The 19,210-nt window shown below is 44.5% G+C and carries 18 protein-coding genes; 4 read left to right on the plus strand and 14 right to left on the minus strand.

What is annotated here, in order from left to right; translation table 11 throughout:
• Positions 1–155 precede the first annotated feature (155 nt).
• From IC007_RS09760 to IC007_RS09790, 7 genes are all read right to left on the minus strand, one after another.
• Positions 156–3,503 carry a molybdopterin dinucleotide binding domain-containing protein gene (locus IC007_RS09760; RefSeq protein WP_149528683.1) on the minus strand — a complete coding sequence of 1,116 codons (3,348 nt, stop codon included), beginning with the start codon at positions 3,501–3,503 and terminating at the stop codon, positions 156–158.
• A gap of 112 nt (positions 3,504–3,615) precedes the next feature.
• Entirely contained in the window at positions 3,616–4,179 is a 564-nt protein-coding gene (locus IC007_RS09765) for a DUF1404 domain-containing protein (RefSeq protein ID WP_054846764.1), read from the minus strand.
• Between the two features lie 168 nt (positions 4,180–4,347).
• Positions 4,348–5,967: a proton pump complex quinol oxidase subunit SoxB gene (gene soxB, locus IC007_RS09770; RefSeq protein WP_149528684.1), complete on the minus strand. Its 1,620-nt coding sequence runs from the start codon at positions 5,965–5,967 to the stop codon at positions 4,348–4,350.
• A gap of 1 nt (position 5,968) precedes the next feature.
• Complete coding sequence (gene soxA / locus IC007_RS09775) at positions 5,969–6,505, minus strand: proton pump complex quinol oxidase subunit SoxA (RefSeq protein ID WP_232048890.1); 537 nt, start codon at positions 6,503–6,505, stop codon at positions 5,969–5,971.
• 100 nt (positions 6,506–6,605) lie between these two features.
• On the minus strand, positions 6,606–6,746 hold the full coding sequence (locus IC007_RS09780; protein WP_149528685.1) for an LPXTG cell wall anchor domain-containing protein: 141 nt from the start codon (positions 6,744–6,746) through the stop codon (positions 6,606–6,608).
• A gap of 204 nt (positions 6,747–6,950) precedes the next feature.
• On the minus strand, positions 6,951–7,562 hold the full coding sequence (locus IC007_RS09785) for a sulfocyanin (RefSeq protein WP_149528686.1): 612 nt from the start codon (positions 7,560–7,562) through the stop codon (positions 6,951–6,953).
• A 157-nt stretch (positions 7,563–7,719) separates the two neighbouring features.
• Positions 7,720–8,388, minus strand: coding sequence for a sulfocyanin-like copper-binding protein (locus IC007_RS09790; RefSeq protein WP_149528687.1), 669 nt, complete (start codon positions 8,386–8,388; stop codon positions 7,720–7,722).
• 138 nt (positions 8,389–8,526) lie between these two features.
• Between IC007_RS09790 and IC007_RS09795 the strand changes: the two genes are divergently transcribed.
• The 3 genes from IC007_RS09795 (at position 8,527) to IC007_RS09805 (ending at position 10,998) form a co-directional block, all read left to right on the plus strand.
• Positions 8,527–9,312, plus strand: coding sequence for a hypothetical protein (locus IC007_RS09795; protein ID WP_054846213.1), 786 nt, complete (start codon positions 8,527–8,529; stop codon positions 9,310–9,312).
• 113 nt (positions 9,313–9,425) lie between these two features.
• On the plus strand, positions 9,426–10,052 hold the full coding sequence (locus IC007_RS09800; protein WP_054846214.1) for an arsenate reductase (azurin) small subunit: 627 nt from the start codon (positions 9,426–9,428) through the stop codon (positions 10,050–10,052).
• A gap of 157 nt (positions 10,053–10,209) precedes the next feature.
• Entirely contained in the window at positions 10,210–10,998 is a 789-nt protein-coding gene (locus IC007_RS09805; protein WP_054846256.1) for a hypothetical protein, read from the plus strand.
• 371 nt (positions 10,999–11,369) lie between these two features.
• Here the strand turns inward: IC007_RS09805 and IC007_RS09810 are convergent, their stop codons facing one another.
• The 4 genes from IC007_RS09810 to IC007_RS09825 all read right to left on the minus strand — a co-directional run bounded on the left by IC007_RS09810 (position 11,370) and on the right by IC007_RS09825 (position 15,329).
• The gene (locus IC007_RS09810) at positions 11,370–12,620 is read right to left on the minus strand and encodes an ATP-binding protein (RefSeq protein ID WP_054846215.1); all 1,251 of its coding nucleotides are present in this window, start codon (positions 12,618–12,620) and stop codon (positions 11,370–11,372) included.
• A 502-nt stretch (positions 12,621–13,122) separates the two neighbouring features.
• The gene (locus IC007_RS09815) at positions 13,123–14,064 is read right to left on the minus strand and encodes a sodium:calcium antiporter (RefSeq protein WP_054846216.1); all 942 of its coding nucleotides are present in this window, start codon (positions 14,062–14,064) and stop codon (positions 13,123–13,125) included.
• Positions 14,065–14,568: 504 nt separating this feature from the next.
• Positions 14,569–15,030 (minus strand): hypothetical protein, encoded by a 462-nt coding sequence (locus IC007_RS09820; protein ID WP_054846217.1) that lies wholly within the window; start codon positions 15,028–15,030, stop codon positions 14,569–14,571.
• On the minus strand, positions 15,027–15,329 hold the full coding sequence (locus tag IC007_RS09825; protein WP_054846218.1) for a hypothetical protein: 303 nt from the start codon (positions 15,327–15,329) through the stop codon (positions 15,027–15,029). The genes IC007_RS09820 and IC007_RS09825 overlap by 4 nt, the downstream gene beginning before the upstream one ends.
• A 105-nt stretch (positions 15,330–15,434) precedes the next feature.
• Between IC007_RS09825 and IC007_RS09830 the strand changes: the two genes are divergently transcribed.
• On the plus strand, positions 15,435–16,079 hold the full coding sequence (locus tag IC007_RS09830; protein WP_054846219.1) for an amidohydrolase family protein: 645 nt from the start codon (positions 15,435–15,437) through the stop codon (positions 16,077–16,079).
• A 27-nt stretch (positions 16,080–16,106) separates the two neighbouring features.
• Here IC007_RS09830 and IC007_RS09835 read toward each other — a convergent pair whose 3' ends face one another.
• From IC007_RS09835 to kdgK, 3 genes are all read right to left on the minus strand, one after another.
• Positions 16,107–16,349 (minus strand): sulfurtransferase TusA family protein, encoded by a 243-nt coding sequence (locus IC007_RS09835; RefSeq protein ID WP_054846220.1) that lies wholly within the window; start codon positions 16,347–16,349, stop codon positions 16,107–16,109.
• Between the two features lie 110 nt (positions 16,350–16,459).
• Positions 16,460–17,998: an NADP-dependent glyceraldehyde-3-phosphate dehydrogenase gene (gene gapN / locus IC007_RS09840; protein WP_149528688.1), complete on the minus strand. Its 1,539-nt coding sequence runs from the start codon at positions 17,996–17,998 to the stop codon at positions 16,460–16,462.
• An 18-nt stretch (positions 17,999–18,016) separates the two neighbouring features.
• Positions 18,017–18,946, minus strand: a complete 930-nt coding sequence (gene kdgK / locus IC007_RS09845; RefSeq protein ID WP_054846221.1) for a bifunctional 2-dehydro-3-deoxygluconokinase/2-dehydro-3-deoxygalactonokinase — start codon at positions 18,944–18,946, stop codon at positions 18,017–18,019.
• Positions 18,947–19,210 lie beyond the last annotated feature (264 nt).

The following is a 19,210-nucleotide window of genomic DNA, read 5'->3' on the forward strand; positions in this document are numbered from 1 at the left end:
GAAATGAACATATAAGGACTTCTTTTTATGGGATCTAATGGATCGATTCTATCTAAAAATAGGTTCTAAAATCGAGGATAATATGAAAATACGGTGGGAAATAAGAAATGTAGATATGAAAAATGGGGAAAAGCCTCTCTTTAAAAATAAGGATCTTAGCTGGATCCTCCTGAGCTGGGTATTTGGAATTGTACCGGAGCGAATGGAATAGTCTGCTTCTGTTCTGGTGGAAGAGTACCAATCTTCTGTATGTTTACCCAAGACCACTTGACCATCTGGTTAGCAGTTACGGGGTCTACAGTGACTGTGGTAGTCTGGTTCGCACCTGGTTTGATCTCATAAGCCATTGCAATGAATAGCTGTCCTTGAGGGACTGTGTTAGAAATCCACACTACTCCGTCCACAGACCCAAAGTCGTTGTAAGCTTGTATTATATCTCCGTTTTCTAGACCCTCTTTCGAAGCGTCTTGAGCGTTCATCATGATGATAGGCTGTGGGACTCTCCTCAAGATGTCGGGGATTTGATAGTCCACCCATCCTGACTGGAAGATTATGTTCCACCTCCCGTTGTTTGCCCAGTAGTTGTACTTGCTTTGCAAAGACGCTGCGTATCCGAACACACCCACGTAAGGAGTCGGGAAGACGTTGAAGCCGTTAATCACGTATGGAGCTAAGTCTGATAAGGTATACCCGAACATGGATTGAAGGTCGCTGCTGTCTAGGTATTTCACTTCACGGGTGATCAGAGGTATCTGGGTGTTTCCAACAGTTACGCTCTTGGACGGGTCTATTGTGACGGCCTCAGCTCTAAGTTTGCCAGCTATTAGAGGTTCCGCGTAGTTCACCAGACCCCAGAGAGTGACGCTGCCATTGCTGTTAGTAGTCTTTCCGAGTATCGGAAGCTGAACGCCCACTGTCCTTGCCATCTTTAAGTCGTTGAGATCTATTGAAGACCAATAAGGAGTCCAGTGTGGAACCACGTATCCGTACGGCCAGCTCTTGAAGTTTGTAGGTCCATTAGCGACGTAGTAGTTCCAAAGGTCGTTGTATATACTGAACCAGTCGTAGTCGTAGTAGTCTTCTGAGTAGCTGGAGAGGGATGACAGGGAAAGGGGAGCCGAGTTAGAAGTCATGTGTTTGCTTAAGCTTGTCCATATAGGGTTGAAGGCGTTGTATAACCTCTGTGCTTGAGGAGAGTTCTGGTTCCCTTCAGAGACATACATTTGGTAAATGTCAAGTGCTATCATGGCGTAGATCCATACGTCTGGCATCGACATCCCAAGCGGTGAATGGTATATGTCGTCAAGCCTCAGCCTCCTGTCGTGGCCGTTCCACCTTATCTCATATGTTTCACCGTGGTTAGACGCTGACGGCAGTATCAGGTGGGCTGCGTGTTTTAGTAGGTCGTTTTGTTCCAGGAATATGTCGTTTCCAACCACGAACAAAGCTCCTGAAGTGCTTCCGAGACATGATGTCACTGTACTAGCGTACTGGTCTGAGGTGGGGAATTGAGGGATTGTGGCGCCTACAGCGGAAGTGTCGTAGTTGGGTGAGGTACCTGCATTAGAGGATGAGGACGGGATTCCCAAGGAGGAGGTGTTCTCAACGCATTCCTGCAGTAAGCGGGACCTATTGTCCAAAACTTGGCTCAACTTCTCTCCGCTCATTGTCTGTTTGTATGGGTTAGCGGTGAACATCCACAGCATCTTCCCGTATCCGCTGTATATCAGGTAGTCTATTATGGGGTTGTACTGGTATATCTGAGGGACTAGTGATGAAGTATACTGGTTGTAGAAGTTCTTGATGTACTCCGCTATGGTAGTGCCTGATACTGTCTGGCCTGAGGCTTTCAACTGCTGCGGTACGTAAGTGTGCATCTGAATGAAGAACTGTCTCCCTTCACTCAAATTGCTCTGCCATGGCGGAGGTGGAGGTATGGGGAACGCAGCTCCCCTCTGGTGTCCGAAACCTGTGGATACACCGCATCCCGGTCTACCTGAGAGTGCACCAGTGATTATACCGAGGTTAGCTACAGCATATATTGGAGTGTAGTTAGCGGACCATATTATTCCCTTCTCGAACTCCATGAGGACTCTGTTGTAGAAAGTGGAGCCGTTGGCGCTCTTGGGCTTGGCTAGCATGTCTCCCATTTTCTGAATTACGTTCTGTGGTACTCCAGTGATGGAGGAAGCCTCAGATAACCAATCGCTCAGTGATTTAGACTGTAGGTACTGGATGTAGTAGTTGTATGTGTCCTGGTTGAAAGCGAAACCGTTGGAGCTTGCAGACTGGTAAAGCTGGACGAAGTGGTTCACCACGTCGGGATATGTGTAGTAGATGTATGCAGCTACAGCGTTCGCCAGCTCGCTGTCTGTTCCCGGGTTGACCTGAACGAACAGGAACTGGTCGCTGTTTCCGTTCATCGCGTCCTGTATACTGACTCCTAGTTTAGCAGCTACAGCGTGGACTGTCTCCGAAGGTCTGGCTTCAACTATGATGATGTTCCCTGCAGCGGCTGGCTCTCCTGGGTCAAACCAAGTCTGCTTTCTACTGATGGTTGATCCATCTATGTTATCGAAGATGTGTTGTATCAAGTTAACAGTAGACGTAGAATACTCGTTAATTCCCCATAAAACTAAGACATCCGCTATGCTTATATCTAGCATGCTGGCTGTGTCAGTTCCGTTGCCGTTAGTGGCCTCCTCCAGAGCGTCCTGAGTGAAGGAGAATGCGACTTCGTAGTGGAACCTCACGAAAGGCGTAGCTAACCCCATGTGTAGGAAAAGGCCTGGCATCAGGTTACTGAAAACTCCTCCTCCTTGTCCTCCTCCATGATCAGCCCTTATTGCCATGACTTGTGTAGCAGCAGGTCCCACTGGACTTGGGTAGGTTGTGGTCTCATTGTCCATATAGTACTTTGCAACTCTGGCCGCTACGTCTATAGCGTAGCTCCATCCTACTGGCTGTAGGCTTCCGTTCCACCTTATGAGGGGGGTCTGTATCCTGGTAGAGAAGACCTTGAAGCCGGGAGCGTTGTCGTTGAACGGGCTCCAGTTTCTCAGTGCGTTCTTGCCTCCACGTGTGGAGTAATTCCCCTCGTTTACTGGACATTCGGAGCTGGGGACCTCTAGAATGTAGACTGGTTCCCAGTTACCAGTGTTCGTATTGTACTTTAGTGTTGTTGTTACCATGGACTCTCCAATCCACGGGGTCCCATAATTGGCGCCGAGCGGTATGACAGGTGAAGTGTAATCAGCTTGGTAGTTCACTAGATTTCTATTAAATACTTGGTCATTCATGTTGTACACTACAGCGTTCTGCCCTTTAGCAGGCCCTCCGCTCTTGTAGATGGGGAACACGAATATATCGTAACCGCATCCGACGTTGCAGAACCTACAAGTAGCGTGATATATCTCGGCGTCAGGTGGTGGCAGAGGAATACTGGTGTTCTTCACGGACGAAGTAGTTGAGGAACTTGTGGTAGAACTTGAACTAGATGACATACTTTCCTCAAGTTATTTAACATGCTTTACTCTTTTAAAAAGCTTACTATATATGTTAAATATATTTAAAAAACCTGATTATTTTTAATTTTTTAAAAAAAGTAAGAAAGTACTAAAAAATCATTGCGTTCTGCATTATTTTGATTATGGTATATATAAGTACTATATTCATGACTACAAACATGGTTATACCAACGATCGGAAGAGATGAAGGTCCCCAGGAGAGGTAGCTGTAGTCTACGTTTGAGTACTGGGGGTATCCTAGGATAAAGAAAATGCTGAGTAATGAGTCCCCTAACATGTAAAGGCCAAGTGAAGTTACCTTAATTCCTAAAGACATGGAGTTGATATATGAACCGGCTAGGATCCCGCCTAGGAAGAGGGTTAACTCGCAAAGGACTCTGTACTGTATGAACGATGCACCTAAAGCGAAGAAAAGGGGGATATGCCAGAAAACTGCGGGGATTATTCCGATCAGAAAGGAAATTGGAGAGCCCTTGAAGAAGAGGTACCCTATTATCGCACCAGCTGCGTACAGAGCATAATGGTCTAACATGTAAGCTACGGGATTGTAGAACTGAAGTCTTTCCACGAAAGGGTTCACGAAGGCTATTACGAACGCAGAGGGAAGGGCTAAGTTCTTCACTGAAAACTTTCTTCCGTTATACTCCAGCATATTCACTTTTAAGTTAAAAATATTTAAAAAGTTTTCTTACTATAAACATTAACTCGAGCCCGCTAATGAAGATATATCATCAAGAGGAGTCTTTTTGGAAAAAAGAAAAAGAAAGAAAAAATGAGTAGCGTAAATTTATCTTGTTATACTAGGTATAAAATAATGGCTTTAGTTTAACGTGGGTCTGTCTTTCTTTGAGGCTTCTGCTGGACTAGAGTTTATCTCGTTCATTGTATTTTCCATTGTATTTTCTTCTGTTGAAGCCATAGTGGGTGAAGGAGATGACCCTCCTGGCATACTCACGTTAGAGACTCCAGAAAGCCCAGATGTCTGCCAGAACAGAGACGTCTTAACTCCTAACAACGTGAATAGCACTGGCAGTCCGTACATTACGAAGCTTGCTCCCATGATTATTGCGAAGAAAGTCATCGCGTCCATGTATGGAACGAACTTTATCGGGTAAGCTACCCATCTTCTGATTAAACCCTCGTACCCGGCATAGCTCATTGTGTATCCTAATAGGAACGCTCCTATAGTCCACATAATTATCCCTCCGCTTACCATACCGCTGCTGAGGCTTGTGAGCGTAGCTCCGTTCATCTTGCTGGTCAACATGTCGAGGAGTACTGCTACGTATCCTACTACTATTATAGTCCAGATCATTAGGTGGAAGTGCCCGACGACGTAGTATGTGTTGTGCACTATAACGTTCAATGGGTTTAGAGGTAGTATCAGTGCCTGAAGTCCAGCCAGGATAAACCCTATTAGTGCTACGAGAGCCGATAACCCAACGGGGTTCTTCCATTGGTACCCTTTCCCTGTAGCTATGGTTAACCCCAAGTTCAGCACTGTAAGACCTGACCCTGCAGCCAAGATCAAGGTAGTGGGCGTTATGAATGCCCTCAGTACGACTGGTAGAGGCCACGTCTGCAAGTGGTGCACCCATGCTAGCATGCTGAAGGTGAAGAGTAGTATGATGTTATACCTTGCCCATTTCTCGCTGTAAAGGGGCCTTCCGGCGAACTTAGGAATGAGGTAATACAGTCCTCCAAACACTGTGAAGGGAGCGTAATAGACAACCGGATGTCCCCAGAACCAGAAGAGTACAACCCAGGTCAGTGGGTTCACGGGCACCGAAGCCCAGAAGTAAAGTACATACCATAGCTCTGCTGCAGCTAATGCAAATTCAGTCACAAATAACAGGGCTCCTCCGAAAGCCATTCCGTAGGCAGCGAAAACTGGGATCTTCCCTTCTCTAGGTCTAGTCTTGTAAGCATCGAGGAACATCGTTATTGAAGCTATAATGACCCCTATCGCATTCAGGAACATCATGAAATATGCCAGACCTATCAACTTATCAGCTAATGAGGGCGCGAAAGTCCCGAAATAAATCCAACTCCCTAATTGCAACGACAGGGGAGGGTACATATACCAGCCGGTGCTAGGTCCTCCTATGAACTCTATTATCATAGGTACGTTGATCAGCCAGAATGCAGCTGCTAGTATTTTGTTGTGGATCGTTCCCATTCCGCTCTTATACAATGAATATGCGAAAACGGAAAGGGCTATGTCCTCTACTATCATCATCATCGCTGCTTGCCCGTGGAAGGTCACCAGGAAGTAGTAGAGGGGTGCTATAGCATAGCCTGCCTTTACGTTAACGTGAGGACTCAGGAGAATCGTTCTGAACCACATTGCAGCAATTCCCATTGCTGCTAACCATACTAAACCACCTGCAGTATATAGTAACGCAATTCCCAAGGTCGATTTAGGATAGAGCTTCGCCATTTCACATCACCTCTAGGTAACCATACATGTAAGAGTGTCCTACTCCGCAATACTCAGCGCAATGGAAGGTATAGTTCCCTGCTGTAGAAGGTGCGAAGAAGAACGAATAGCTATCTATCCCTGGAACTACGTTCACATTCTGTGGTCCGTGAGGAAGCCTTAGGTAAAACGCATGAACCACGTTGTTGCTGTAAAGTATCATCTCTACGGGTTGGTGGGGAAGTACCTTAATGTATGGGTAACCGTTAGCAAATGATATCACGTTTGCAGTAACGCTTATGTTCATCTGAGTTCCATTTGGTGAATAAACTATCTCAGTCGCGTTCATAGGTACCCAAGCCCATTGTACACCTTCCATGTAGATTACTACTGTACCGTTAGGTAGAGGTTTAGGAACTCCGCTTGCTAAAGGAAGCCCGTCCCTGTATGTAGCTGTGTCTCCTGACATTACAGAAACGTATGACCAAGCTACAAAAATTACAACGATGACGAGCATTACTCCGAACCATATTTTTTCCCAGTCACGATGAGACTCCACTTTAGGTCAAATGTATAAATACATAATAAAGTTTAAAAGCTTTTCTTAGTTAAACATAATTAAATATAAAGAAATTAAAATCAAAAAAAGTTTTGAATGATTAGACGGCATTCTTTCTTGTTAAAAAGAAGAAGGCTATCCCAGCTACTATGGCTATGCCTGCAAGGAAAAATCCGAAGAAGTCCTCGAATCCTACGCTTCCAGAAGACGCGTATGTTGATGCCGCTTCCACGACTAACATTTCACTCTCCAAACTTACAGAGTAATCATCATTTAAAAAATTTGTTAATATTTTTAACTACTTCTTTGAAATTTAGATTTAACTTTCTGTCTCTTGCTTCAAAATAAGAGGAAAGAGATTTATTTATTAGAAGAAACTTTTTACTTTATAAATACTTTAGTCTCATAAAAATATGAGGATATATCTTAGATTTTTCTCTTCTCTTTATCCAGTGTAGTAAGGTGTTGTCACTGAGGAAGACGACACTATTACTCCCCACATACCTGCAGCAGCATGTCCTTCGATACCGCAGCAGAACCAGTATATCCCAGCGGGTAGAGACACCGAACCGGTAGCGCTAGCTCCGCCGTTTATTCCGTTATCTAGGTATGTTGAAGGAGTTGTTCCCACGTACAGCTTTATAGTACCGTCTTGCCCTACGTCGTCTCCAGGGGTGGCTGTGTTGTTACTGACTATGAGGAAGTTGTGAGAAAGTCCCTCTTGGTTGGTATAGGTCACCAGTACGGTCCACCCTGCAGGGATGTACACGTGGAGCTGGCCGTTACTCGTCCCGTTGAAGTTGAAGGGAGTTGCAGAGCTCAGCGAGACAATATCAAGGAAGACCGTCTTATTTGAGCTATCGTAAGGAAGCATGTCTTTAGTAGGTGAGGTAGTAGGAGCAGTAGTGGAAGTTGAAGTTGTAGTAGTGATGAACTCTGCCTTATTGTGAGCGGGAACTGGGTATGTTACCATTGAGAAGTTAGCTGCTAAAAACCCTATCATGAATGCTGTTCCCGCGAATATTAATACTAAGATCGCTATTCCTATCCTGCTCATTTTACATCAATAAAAATTAAAAAAACCTACTATATATATTTAACCTATAAAAACTAAGAAGAGATAACCAAGGATTAAAATTCTCAATGTTAAATATTGCAATTAAACCAAGAAAAGTAAAAACAAAAAAGTAAAAAATAAAAATTTCCCCTTCTCTTTATCCAGTGTAGTAAGGTGTTGTCACTGAGGAAGACGACACTATTACTCCCCACATACCTGCAGCAGCATGTCCTTCGATACCGCAGCAGAACCAGTATATCCCAGCGGGTAGAGACACCGAACCGGTAGCGCTAGCTCCGCCGTTTATTCCGTTATCTAGGTATGTTGAAGGAGTTGTTCCCACGTACAGCTTTATAGTACCGTCTTGCCCTACGTCGTCTCCAGGGGTGGCTGTGTTGTTACTGACTATGAGGAAGTTGTGAGAAAGTCCCTCTTGGTTGGTATAGGTCACCAGTACGGTCCACCCTGCAGGGATGTACACGTGGAGCTGGCCGTTACTCGTCCCGTTGAAGTTGAAGGGAGTTGCAGAGCTCAGCGAGACAATATCAAGGAAGACCGTCTTATTTGAGCTATCGTAAGGAAGCATTGTTGCTCCAGATGGTAAAGATGTAGTAGAAGACGATGTGCTTGGTGATGTAGTCGAAGTCGAAACGCTTGTTGATGTGGTCGGTGCAAGGGATGTAGTTATAGCTGGTGCTGTGGACGTAGATGAACTAACCCCTAAGTTAATTGGAGTACTCCTGACCGCTATATAATAGCCAGCCACTGCTACGAGAACTATAGCTATTACGATTACAGTTACCTCTAATGTGCTTACTTTTGCCATTTTAAGGCAGTTAGTTAAAATGGTAAAAAAAGTTTTCCATAATATTAAAGGATTCTTTACAAATAATAGCAAAAAATGTTTATATCTCGTATAACTTATGAAAAACTTTTAAACGATTTAGCCAAAACATATAAAATCATGAGGAAGAGGCTTCTTAGAATTTCGTTAGCGTTAGCCTTGATGGTTCTGTCTCTAATTTTCTACTTTACTGTGCATGATGGGGACTTGTTGCTAATTTCGTTCCTTTCAGCATTGTCGTTGTGGACAGGGATCGCCGTGATTATTCCCGATAGGTTCTACACGGTGATATGGAAGAATGTAAGGAAGACAAAGGCTTATTGGATATCTTTCTCGCTTTATCTATTCTTTCATGTTACCTTGTATGGTATATTCTACAACATTGTACTAGGAGGCTTCAACTTCTTCCTCTACTTTGGATACGGTGTAGGTGCAGCAGTTCCGCCTCCTCCTTATCTTTTCCTTTACTGGGTCAGTACAAGTCCAGCCTTCTTCACCTTCATCGGACCTTACGAAAGTGATGTAACGCCATACACGGTCTTCATCGGATTGATACTAGCAGCGTTGATAGGAGCGAACGTAGAGAAAATTTTCGAACTGAGAAGGCTCTTACAAGAGAGAAAGAGAGCCCTCTCCATGTTGGTCGCAGTTCCATCTCTAGGGGTCGTTTCAGGCACTTCTTGTTGTCTGTCACTTCCATCGATCCTCATCTATATAGCCGCAGTATCAACAGGTACCTTCTCCTCAGTAGTGGCAATACTTTCTTCGCCTATTTACTTCTCCTTGACTTACTTCGGCCTTCCAATAGCTTCTTTGGCCCTCCTAGTTTTGAACCTCAGGGACATGAACAAGATCATTGCGAGGCTCAGAGGATTGTCTTCTCAAGGGAAGGCTAGGCTATCCTGAACTCCTCGGACTTTTTGTTGTTTTTTTAGTTAAAACAAGTTTAATAAATATGTAGGATAGAACATATATATTAACACTTTTTTAAGAAAGATAACTAATAATCATTGATAATTATGTCAAAGGGGAATGACAAGGACAAAGTCGATCCCAATAGGAGGGCAATAGTAGTTGGGGGTGCTGCAGCCGTTGCAGGAATAGCTGCAGGCATAGTAATAGGAGGCAATGTGTTTCCTAAGCTCGAGAAGCAGACTGTAACAGTGAAACAGCCTATAGTCGAGAAACAGACTGTAACAACTACAACGCCAACCCCAACTGTTACTCAAGTGCAGGCTTATCAGAAACAGAAAGTTGCTAATTACAACTCTTTAACAGTAGGATCCCCAGTATCAGTAACCTACATGGGTTATCCTGCATATGTTGTGAGGACCGGTAAGGCTTCTATAGGAGGAGTAGGCCCCAACGGAGATGTAGTAGGTTATAGTGCTGTGTGTGCACACATGGGAGGTCCAGTGCAGTATGATCCCAACACAAACTGCGGTGTATGTCCTTACCATTATTCACAGTACGATCTCACGAAAGACGGTATACCGGTTATAGGGCATCCAAACCAGTATCTAGCCATGCTAGTTCTAGAATACGATAGTTCCACAGGTGATATCTACGCTTTAGGTTTCAACAGGCTAGTCTACGGTGTCTACAATAACGTAGGGCAGGCTTCAAGTTCCTCTTCTTCATCGTAAAGGTTAAAGCTGTAACTAATGATTAATAGAAATATCTACTTATAATATATTTAAAGGGTTTAAACTTTTTAATTTTTTTAATAAGTTTGATTCTGTGTACGTTTAATAAGACATGAAAGCAGAATTTAAAAAGACAGGAGGTAAATTGTAGGTGAAGATGAAGTTAATTTACCCGACGATAGGTATCCTGTTGGGAATCGTCCTGCTTTGGATCTCTCCGGTCTCCCCGTCTTATTTCGCTTACGTTGTTGCAGGTAACGTGGTTTTCTGGTCGTCTGTGCTGCTTCTATCCTTTAACTTCATGAAACAGGAAATATCCTTGATCAAGGGCAGGATGAGCAAGTTCGTGGCATCAATATTTCTGATCTATCTTTCAATTCACTATTTTGTTTACAGCATAGCTCTAGAGAAGCTTCTAGATGGTATATTTGGGGTTCTATTCCAGGTCTCCTCACCCTTCATCACCCTTACATATTCTCCTTTCTTCCCTCCTTCCCTGCTCACATTGCTGTATAATACCTTGTTTAACCCTGCAATAGTTGGAGGTTTTCCACCTAATTTCTATTTCGAGCTGTCTTCTTATGCAATAGTTATGGGTCTGGTAATTGCGACATTGGTAACAGCGAACATAGTGAGAGTTATGCAGTATGCGAGTTACCTCAAGAGGACCAAGGTAATCATTTTAGCCCCTCTCTTGGGAGTAATAGGAGGGGGAAGTTGTTGCATTTCAGTTCCTATTCTTTTAGCAGAGGCCATACCTGCTGCTAACTTTATACTCTTTTCTCCGTTGGGGGATACTGCACTATTCCTTGCGTACGTACTACTTCCTCCATTAACTGCAATAGGTCTCAAGCTAAATTTTGATGCGATGAGACCGAAAGCCCCAAAGAACTTAAGGATTAACTATACCGAGCTAAGTAAGAAAAACGAAAAGAAAACTTCATGAAATAGGAAGAAGATGACGTGTTACATATAGAGGAGTTCTCATGCTATATTTATCCTAATGGGGGTTTAAGGGGGCAGAAGACCCTCGTCAGGGTGGGGATGGATAGCCCTTTATGGCAAAGGGTAAATGCGACAAGTATCACGTACATTTCAACGACAGTCACAGACGTGGCACGCATCACCGAGACGCCTCTAAGCAAGAGTCTTGTGTATGCCCCTACTGCAATCAGTAGTCCTATAGTCTGGGACAATCGGTGACATTCATAGGCCAGGGTAAGAACGACCAGTGTGGGGCTCTGCCCTCTACACGTGACTTGGTTACGGGGATGGTAGAGCTATGAAGCAGGAAGTCCCTAGGAGGGCGGGGGTAGTTCACCAATGCAAAAGTAAGAACTTGTAAAGCGGTACCATTTTTATTTCCTTTCCTTTAATTTTCTCAATCCCATCAATGTCATAAGTTACTATTATCCTCTCCTTAGCTTTAACTACTTCATCCGCCTTTAGTATCCCCTTTATTTCTCTCTCCTCCACCTTGTCTGAAGCATAAGTGACTTGAATTAAGCGTGAGTTTAACTCGTCATAAAAATCTACCTCAAAGTCACCCCCCTTAATGTAATACATACCTTTCAACTGGTTTTCTCTAGCTAACTTGAGGAAAACTGTATTCTCCATGACTCTCCCTTTATCCTTAGCCTTTATTGCCACTCTGGATATAATACCGGGATCTATCACGTATACCTTCTTGCTGAAAGTTAGCCTCTCCCTCGGTCTTTCCCCATATCTAGGTAAAAAATATGTAAGGTAAGCGTTTTCTAGACCATATGCCCACTGGTCTACGGTCTTTTTGTCCACGGAAATCGTCTTAGCTAACTTACTAAGTGAGACCTCTGTAGAATAATAAGAGACCAAGCTCTTTGTAAAGTCCTTAAACTTACCCATCTCTCTTACCTTATATCTGAAGATTATGTCCTTAAACAACACGTCATTATATATTATGTCGACTTGGTCTTTACCTATGATAAGAGCTTCAGGAAAACCTCCATCTTCAAGGTATTTCTCAAGTTCCGTCTTGACCTCTGCCGTCCTCTTGGTTGAGATGGGCACTTCTTCACTTTCTCCTTTAAAACGTAAGTACTCTCTAAAAGAAAAGGGAAACAGGACTACGTCGGAATGCCTGCCGGTGAGTGTCGTAGCTAACTCTCCGGAAAGCATCTTAGAATTACTACCCGTTACTATGACTCTTTTAGTTTCCCTCAATCTAGACGTGAACAGCTCCCAACCTTTGACGTTGTGGACTTCGTCTAAGACAAGATAATTTACATTACCACCGTAGACTTCATATACTCCCTGTTCAAGGTTCCTCAAGTCCTTCGCAGTAATTCCGTAAAGACTTTCGTCGTCAAAGTTTAAGTAAGCGAAGTTCACCCTCATTCTTTTCATGAGTAATAAGGAAAGAGTTGACTTACCAGACCTCCTTACGCCTAGTATCGCTAGAACATTAGGGACGCTAAGGTATATGGACAAGTCGCTAGGTATGTCCCTCTCTACGTAGTTCGATGACATCTTCTCTTGTATAAGATCCTTTTGGTCCGCCACTATCCTTTTTGCCTCTTCGACGTTCATATATGGTGGAATATACTCCTCCAATCCTAAATAAAGTTGGTAGAGTGTATTCCTATATTACTGGTGCTAACAAGGAGAGAGGTTCTCGCAGAGGATTTCGCTATTAAGGTAAACTGAACCAGTAAATGGACGCATGAGCTCCTCGTTGACTAAGTATTACATGTAAAAGTACATGCCAGATAAGTTACGCAACAGTTTCAATTTGTATCAAGGCTAGTGTAGTGCTCTTTTTTAGCTTAACAGTTATATACTCGCTCAGACTACATCGGGAAACAAAATTGTGTAATACGCTTTTGAGCTCATAACTCGTAGATATAGCCGGCTCAGCTTTTAAGGCTTGAGGAAGTATAATTTAGAATTTGATGAAAGTCGTGGGTGACTTAACACCTGAAGAAGCTTAAGCACATAAAGCACCAGAAAAGGAAAACACTTAATTTGCTTTATTCTCTCACTATCTCTAGTGTGATGAGAGCGACCGTAAAGGACCGATGAACTTATTCCTTTAAGCTGAAGTTAACGTTAAGAACCCTATCATTACGAAGTAGAATAAAATGAGAGAGATCCCCTCGCGTATACCTAACTTCCTGTCCCTCATAAGCAAGGTCGCTACTACAGTGACGAGTATGACCCCTAAAAACTCAGGTCTATCGTTTTCTATCGAGACTCCGCCGTAGGAGAATATGCCTATAATACCTGTCAGGACTGACATGTTCTCTATCTTGCTCCCCACGAAACTCATGACCGCGGTAGTGACGTTACTAGGAGACCCCACGATTAACCTTATCGCGGATATCTTTTCTTCAAGTTCGCCAGCTATAGGCATGAGGATCATTGAGACCAGGATAGGTGGCACGTTCACGTAGATCGCTAGGTTCTCTATGCTACTTACGAAGAGGTCCGAGATTATTACGAGCGGTATTCCGCCAGCAAGGAGAAACGATATCCCCTTCAAGATGTTTCCTCCCTCGTGGTGATCCGAGGACATGTAAGCTCTATACCTTGAGGTGACGTAGTATACGTACGGTACGAGAGAGAGAACCCCGGTGAAGACGTTAAGTTCTCCGTAAAGGGTAACGAGCATAAAAACCGCGATTGAGATCGCTAGTGATCTAATCTCCAGGGAGAAGTCCTTCTCCAGCTTCACAGTGCTTGCCTTGTACTTAAGGAAATAAGTTACGGACACTATTCCCATACCAACCGTGAACAGTATCATGTTGCCTCCTATGGCTGATCCCAAGGCGACCTGGTAGAAGTGGTCTAAGATGGCGAAGATCACGAAAACCGTTTCAGGGAACGCGGTCATGATCCCCAGGATCACCCCTCCGGCCATCCCTTTGTCAAGCCTCTTCTCCAGCTCTTCCGTGCCTATGGCGAGCATCTCGGAACAGACTCCTGTTAGGATCATCAACACTGCAGTCTCCAGTATCAAAATGTAGACATTCACTGAATTTTTTTAATCCCTCTTTCCCTTTAAGCTTTGGCATGAAATTGAGTACTTTATCTGATTGGCTTCACGGCGCGGAAGACCCACGTGAGGATGGCTTAGCCCCTTTGTAGTGAAAGTCAAATACAAAAAGTTGTATGCGTATTTTAATGAAATTCACAGAACGGGGGCAAGCGTCACAGAGACTCCACCAAACGAGGGTCTGTGGTACGCCTCTCCTCATTAGTAGTCTTCAAGACACGTGGGATGTTCACTCAAGGTCAAGTCGGAACGACCCGTAGAGCTCCGCCCTCCACAAGTCCTTGGCAAGGTAGAGTCACGAATCAAGAAGCCACTCGTGAGGGCAGGGTAGTTTACTTCCATATCATTCCCTCTGAAAAGGTTAACATCATGTTTTGACTTGATAGGAAATAATTTAGTGAAAAAACTACTGATAAGTAATGAAAAGAAAGGATAAGAAAACGGAATTAACGTAACTCGTCACATTATAGCTGGACGTCGCTTTCACAGCCTGTAGCTCAGCTCGCTTTTAGACGCTACTAGTAAGCTTATGCCGACAACCAGAGCGGCGATGGAGAAGTAAAGCCTAGCATTAAGTGAGAACCAAGTGAAAATCCCAGTGAAGACTCCAGTTACCATTATTCCGAGCGCTAGAATTGTGACCAGTATCCCCAACACCAGCAAACCCTTGGAATACACGTAACCTAAGAAGACGTCCTGCCAGCTCACTTCCTTGGTGCTGGCCACGACAGCCTTCCCTTTCATGAAAGCTATGCTCCTCTCAGAACCTATCATAGCAAACCCGTGAATTGCAGAGAAACCCAGATCTCTAGCCTCCTGCATCCCTTTCTCAATGTTACCCTGGACTATCTTAGCTATCTCTTCCGGGTTCCTCACATCCCCTTGAGTCCCCTTGACGGAACCGTTCTCCACTTGTACCTCTCCTAGTATTCCCTTCCCTTTCATACTTGAGTCACCTCTTTCATGGTCGAGGATATGACCTGGTCCCAGTTCACCTTCATGGGATCCGTTATTACTAAATAATTGTTAACGAAAACTATCCCTACGTCATCCAGTATCATAGCGAAACCGAGAAAGGATCCCATGTCCAGTTTGGGAGCTTGAGACGAGCCTATCTCCATGTTTTCCCTGAGATAGGCGAGTAACTTATCTTTGTCAACTTTGAGGTCATCCCCCCACAATTTCACCAGGGACCTTCCGTCCGTCCTATAAACGGACAGAACTCCCTTCACGTTTTCGAGCATTTTTCATCTAAATTAAATTAGATGAGAAACTTAAAAAACTTTTCTTTATTTTGAGCATTAGAAGACATTGATTTTTAATCTTATAGAGGATGTTAGCATGATCTCGTGTTAGAAGTTATAGACGTCAACGTACATCTGGGGTTAAAGCTCTTCCCTGCTGAGAGTCCTCCAGTAAGTTTCATCCTCAACCCTTCTTACAAGTTTGCATGTAAGTGTTGCGTAGATGGTTTTTACCAACAGTACCTACTTTATCCAGAAAAACCTAGGCTAGGCATATATAACCCTGCATGTAGAGTCCCTCCGGAGGTAGAGGTCTCGAGGCAGATGGAGAGGGGAATTGTAGGTTTCGTGCTCAACCCTATCAACCACGACTACAACTTGAGGGACATATCCCCTTTAGTAAGAGTCCTAGAGAAATACGACTTACCTCTCATGGTCTACACCGGGAAAGGTAAGGGAAATCCTTTGCATTTAACTGAGCATCTGTCCAGAGTCCCCCTACTGATCCTGATCCACTCGGGATATCCGGACTACGTTACTGAAGCAGAGGTACTACTTAGGGAAGAAAAAGTACTCTTTGAGACTTCCTTGGTTCCTCCTGAGGTGTCCCTTAGGTTTAGAGGTAGGAGAATGTTCGGATCATGCTATCCGTTCCACAGGATAAACTTCGAGGACAGAATATCGTCCCTCATGCTAGACGAAAAAGAGAGGAAAGGATATGCCGAAGCCCTGATTAAGGGAATCTCATGACGTTTTCCTGTGACTCTAGTGGAGAGGTCATTTGGTCTTCACTATCCTTATCCTGTAGGAAGTCCCTTCCTTGCTTATATTGCAGGTGTATCCCCTGGACTCACAGATTGAAGGAATCCCATACTCGGTAGGCTCTTCGTCACTTACTACCTCTAGCACTTCTCCTACCTTCATGCTGTTTAACCTTTTCACGACCTCTATTTGAGGTTCGGGACAAGGTTCTCCTCTCAAGTCCAGGACTTTTCCAGAATTTACTTTACTTTCATCCATAAGAAAATCTAAATACTGCACTTAATAAATTAATCAGGTTTTTAAGCTTTGAAAAATATTTAGCTGAAATAATTGTAAAAAAAGCTTAGTACTTCTCATGTATGCGGAGCCTACATGTATTTCCAGACGTTCCTCCCCTTGTAGTTGTAGACTATCGTCTTCATTGCAGTCACGTATTCTATGGTGTAACCTATCCCTTCTCTGCCTACGCCAGAGTCCTTTCTTCCTCCGAACGGGAAGTAGCCTATTCCGTGTTTGGGTGCGTCGTTAACGTAGACCGCGCCCACTTCGAGTTTTCTGATGAGTTCCCTGATCCTGTTGATGTCGTTTCCGAAGACTGAAGCGTCAAGACCGTATCTCCTTGAGTTAGCCAAGTTTAAGGCCTCGTTCGCATCGTCTACTTTCACCAGTATAGCAACTGATGCAAAGACTTCCTTGTTGAATAGGTAAAGGTCCCTTAACTTGCTCTTATTAACCTCAATTAGTGCTGGCTCTATATACGTGGGACCTAACCTCTTCCCTCCCACGAGTATGTTCGCTCCCTTCTTTTTAGCGTCGTCTATTGCGTTCTCCCATTCGTCTGCTGTCTTCTCGTCTATTATAGGTCCTGCAGTGGTCGCGCCGTCTCTAGGGTCGCCTACCTTAACCTTGCTTATCTCCTGGACTAGTTGGACCTTGAGGGTTTCATACACCTCAGGCTCAGCGAAGATCAACTTCACCGAGTCGCATCTCTGACCGGTGTAGCTGGTAATACCTGTAGCTATCCTCTGTGCGGTGAGGGGGAACGTAGCGTCCTTCAGCACTATCACTGGGTCTCCCCCTCCAAGTTCCATGAGGTATTGTCTTATCCCTCCCACCCTTATCACGTGTTCCCCTGTCTCCGTGCTACCCGTGAGGGAGATCACTTGGAACCTCTTGTCCTTAACGATCTCGTCCATGTCTCTTCCCGGTACCGTGATTATGGAGAAAGACGTCGGAGGCAACCCTGCAAGCTCAAATAGCCTCGCCAGCATGAGTAAGGGTAACGGGGTAGATGAAGGTGACTTGACTACTACAGCGTTACCTATCACGGTAGAGTAAACTATCTTGTTCACGGTGTCGAAGAGGGGATAGTTGAACGGGACTATGGCAAGTACCAGCCCTAAGGGCTCCCTGGTTACGATGGCCTCAGTTTCTAGACTCTCGCTGCTCCAGTCCCCTGGCACGAAGTCTCCGTATATTTTCTTCGCGTCCAGGTCTGCCCTTATTAACCTCTCTATAGAAGCGTCGACCTCACCGTTAGCTGCAGCCCTTATTTTCCCGTTGTTCATGATGAGCGCGTTCACGAAGTCTTCCCTGGTCTTCTCGAGGAGGTCGGCGACCCTGTGATATACCTTGAGTCTCTTCTCACCGGGTAAGTTCCTTATGTCCCATCTCCCTTTCTCGTAGTTAACGTCCAACGCTTCATTGACCTCGTTCAAGGACAGTCTTGGAACCTTAGCTATCGTAGACCAGTCTATGGGGCTTTTGACGTCAATGTATTCCTTTGAAGAGACCCACTTCCCTGCAAGAAATGTCTTAAAAAGTGGTGTTTCTCCTTGTTCAAGAATAGGCTTCAATTCGTTAGAAGTTATTTCTAGAGAGATTTTGCTACTTTTCGTTTTTTCCATATATACATTAGCATTTTTTCACTTAAATTCCTTGAGGAATTTCTCTGCTGACTCCTCGTCAGGTATTATCTCGTTGTCCCCCCTTGTAGTTACAACCAAGGTAGCAGACGCTACAGCGTGTGATAGAGCGTAATCCACACTCTTTCTCTTGAGTAGGAGAGAGATGAACGTCCCCGACAGGGAATCACCAGCACCAGTGGGGTCCTCCACTTGGACGTGATAACCCCTCTGGACGAACTTTTCCCCCTCGTGGTAGACATAGGTACCTTCTATCCCAGTCTTATAGACTAACGTGGACACTCCCATCTTGGAGAAGAAGGAGAAAGCCTCGTCTGGCTCGCTTACGTTCCCTATTATCCTCGCGTCGTCTGGGTCCGTGACCAGTATGTCGACTTCCGGAATGACCTTCAGGAGGGTCTCCCTAGCTTTCTCAGGAGACCAAAGCTTCAACCTGATGTTGGTGTCGAGGCTGGACTTCCTGGAGTTCCTCAACCCCTCCATTGCTGCCTCCTTCGCTGAGTCGCTTATAGCCAGAGTTATGCCGGTGGTGTGAACGAGGTCAGCTTCCCTTATTTTACTCACGTCGATATCAGAGGGCGAAAGGGAACTTCCTGCACTTCCCTTCCTGTAGTAGAAGGAGATACTTCTCATAGGCACGGGGTACCCTCTCTGGATGAAGAAAACCGCAGTTGGGAGTTTAGGATCCACTTTCACCATTGATGTATCTACCCCCTTTCCCCTGGCGTACTCTATCACGTTGTAACCGAACTCGTCATCCCCGACCTTAGCTATGAGCGAGCAATCGACTCCATTTACTTTAGCTGCTATGCAGAAGTTAAGTTCGGCACCGGCGACGTGTTTCTCGAAGTAAGTCACATCTCTGAGTTTTCCTACTGTCATAGCGTTAAGTTCTATCATAGGTTCTCCTATTGCTACTATTTTCACCATACTTTCAATTAGTTACGACTTGATATAAGAGTTTTCCTTGACGTGCCAATTCGGAAAAAGGGAAGGGGGTTCCCGATGACTTCGGAATCCAAGGGCTGAGAAGGACACAAATCCATGAAAATTTAATGAAGCCTAAACCCGTCAAGCGGACTACCACGCCCTCACTCAGAACTTTCGCTCCCTTAACCTCCAAAAAGTTAAGAACGCCTAAAAATAATTTGTAGCATAGAACAAGATATTTAGAACTACTGTATAACCTAAATT

The organism is Sulfuracidifex tepidarius, from assembly GCF_008326425.1.
In the GTDB taxonomy this organism is placed as follows: Archaea; Thermoproteota; Thermoprotei_A; order Sulfolobales; family Sulfolobaceae; genus Sulfuracidifex; species Sulfuracidifex tepidarius.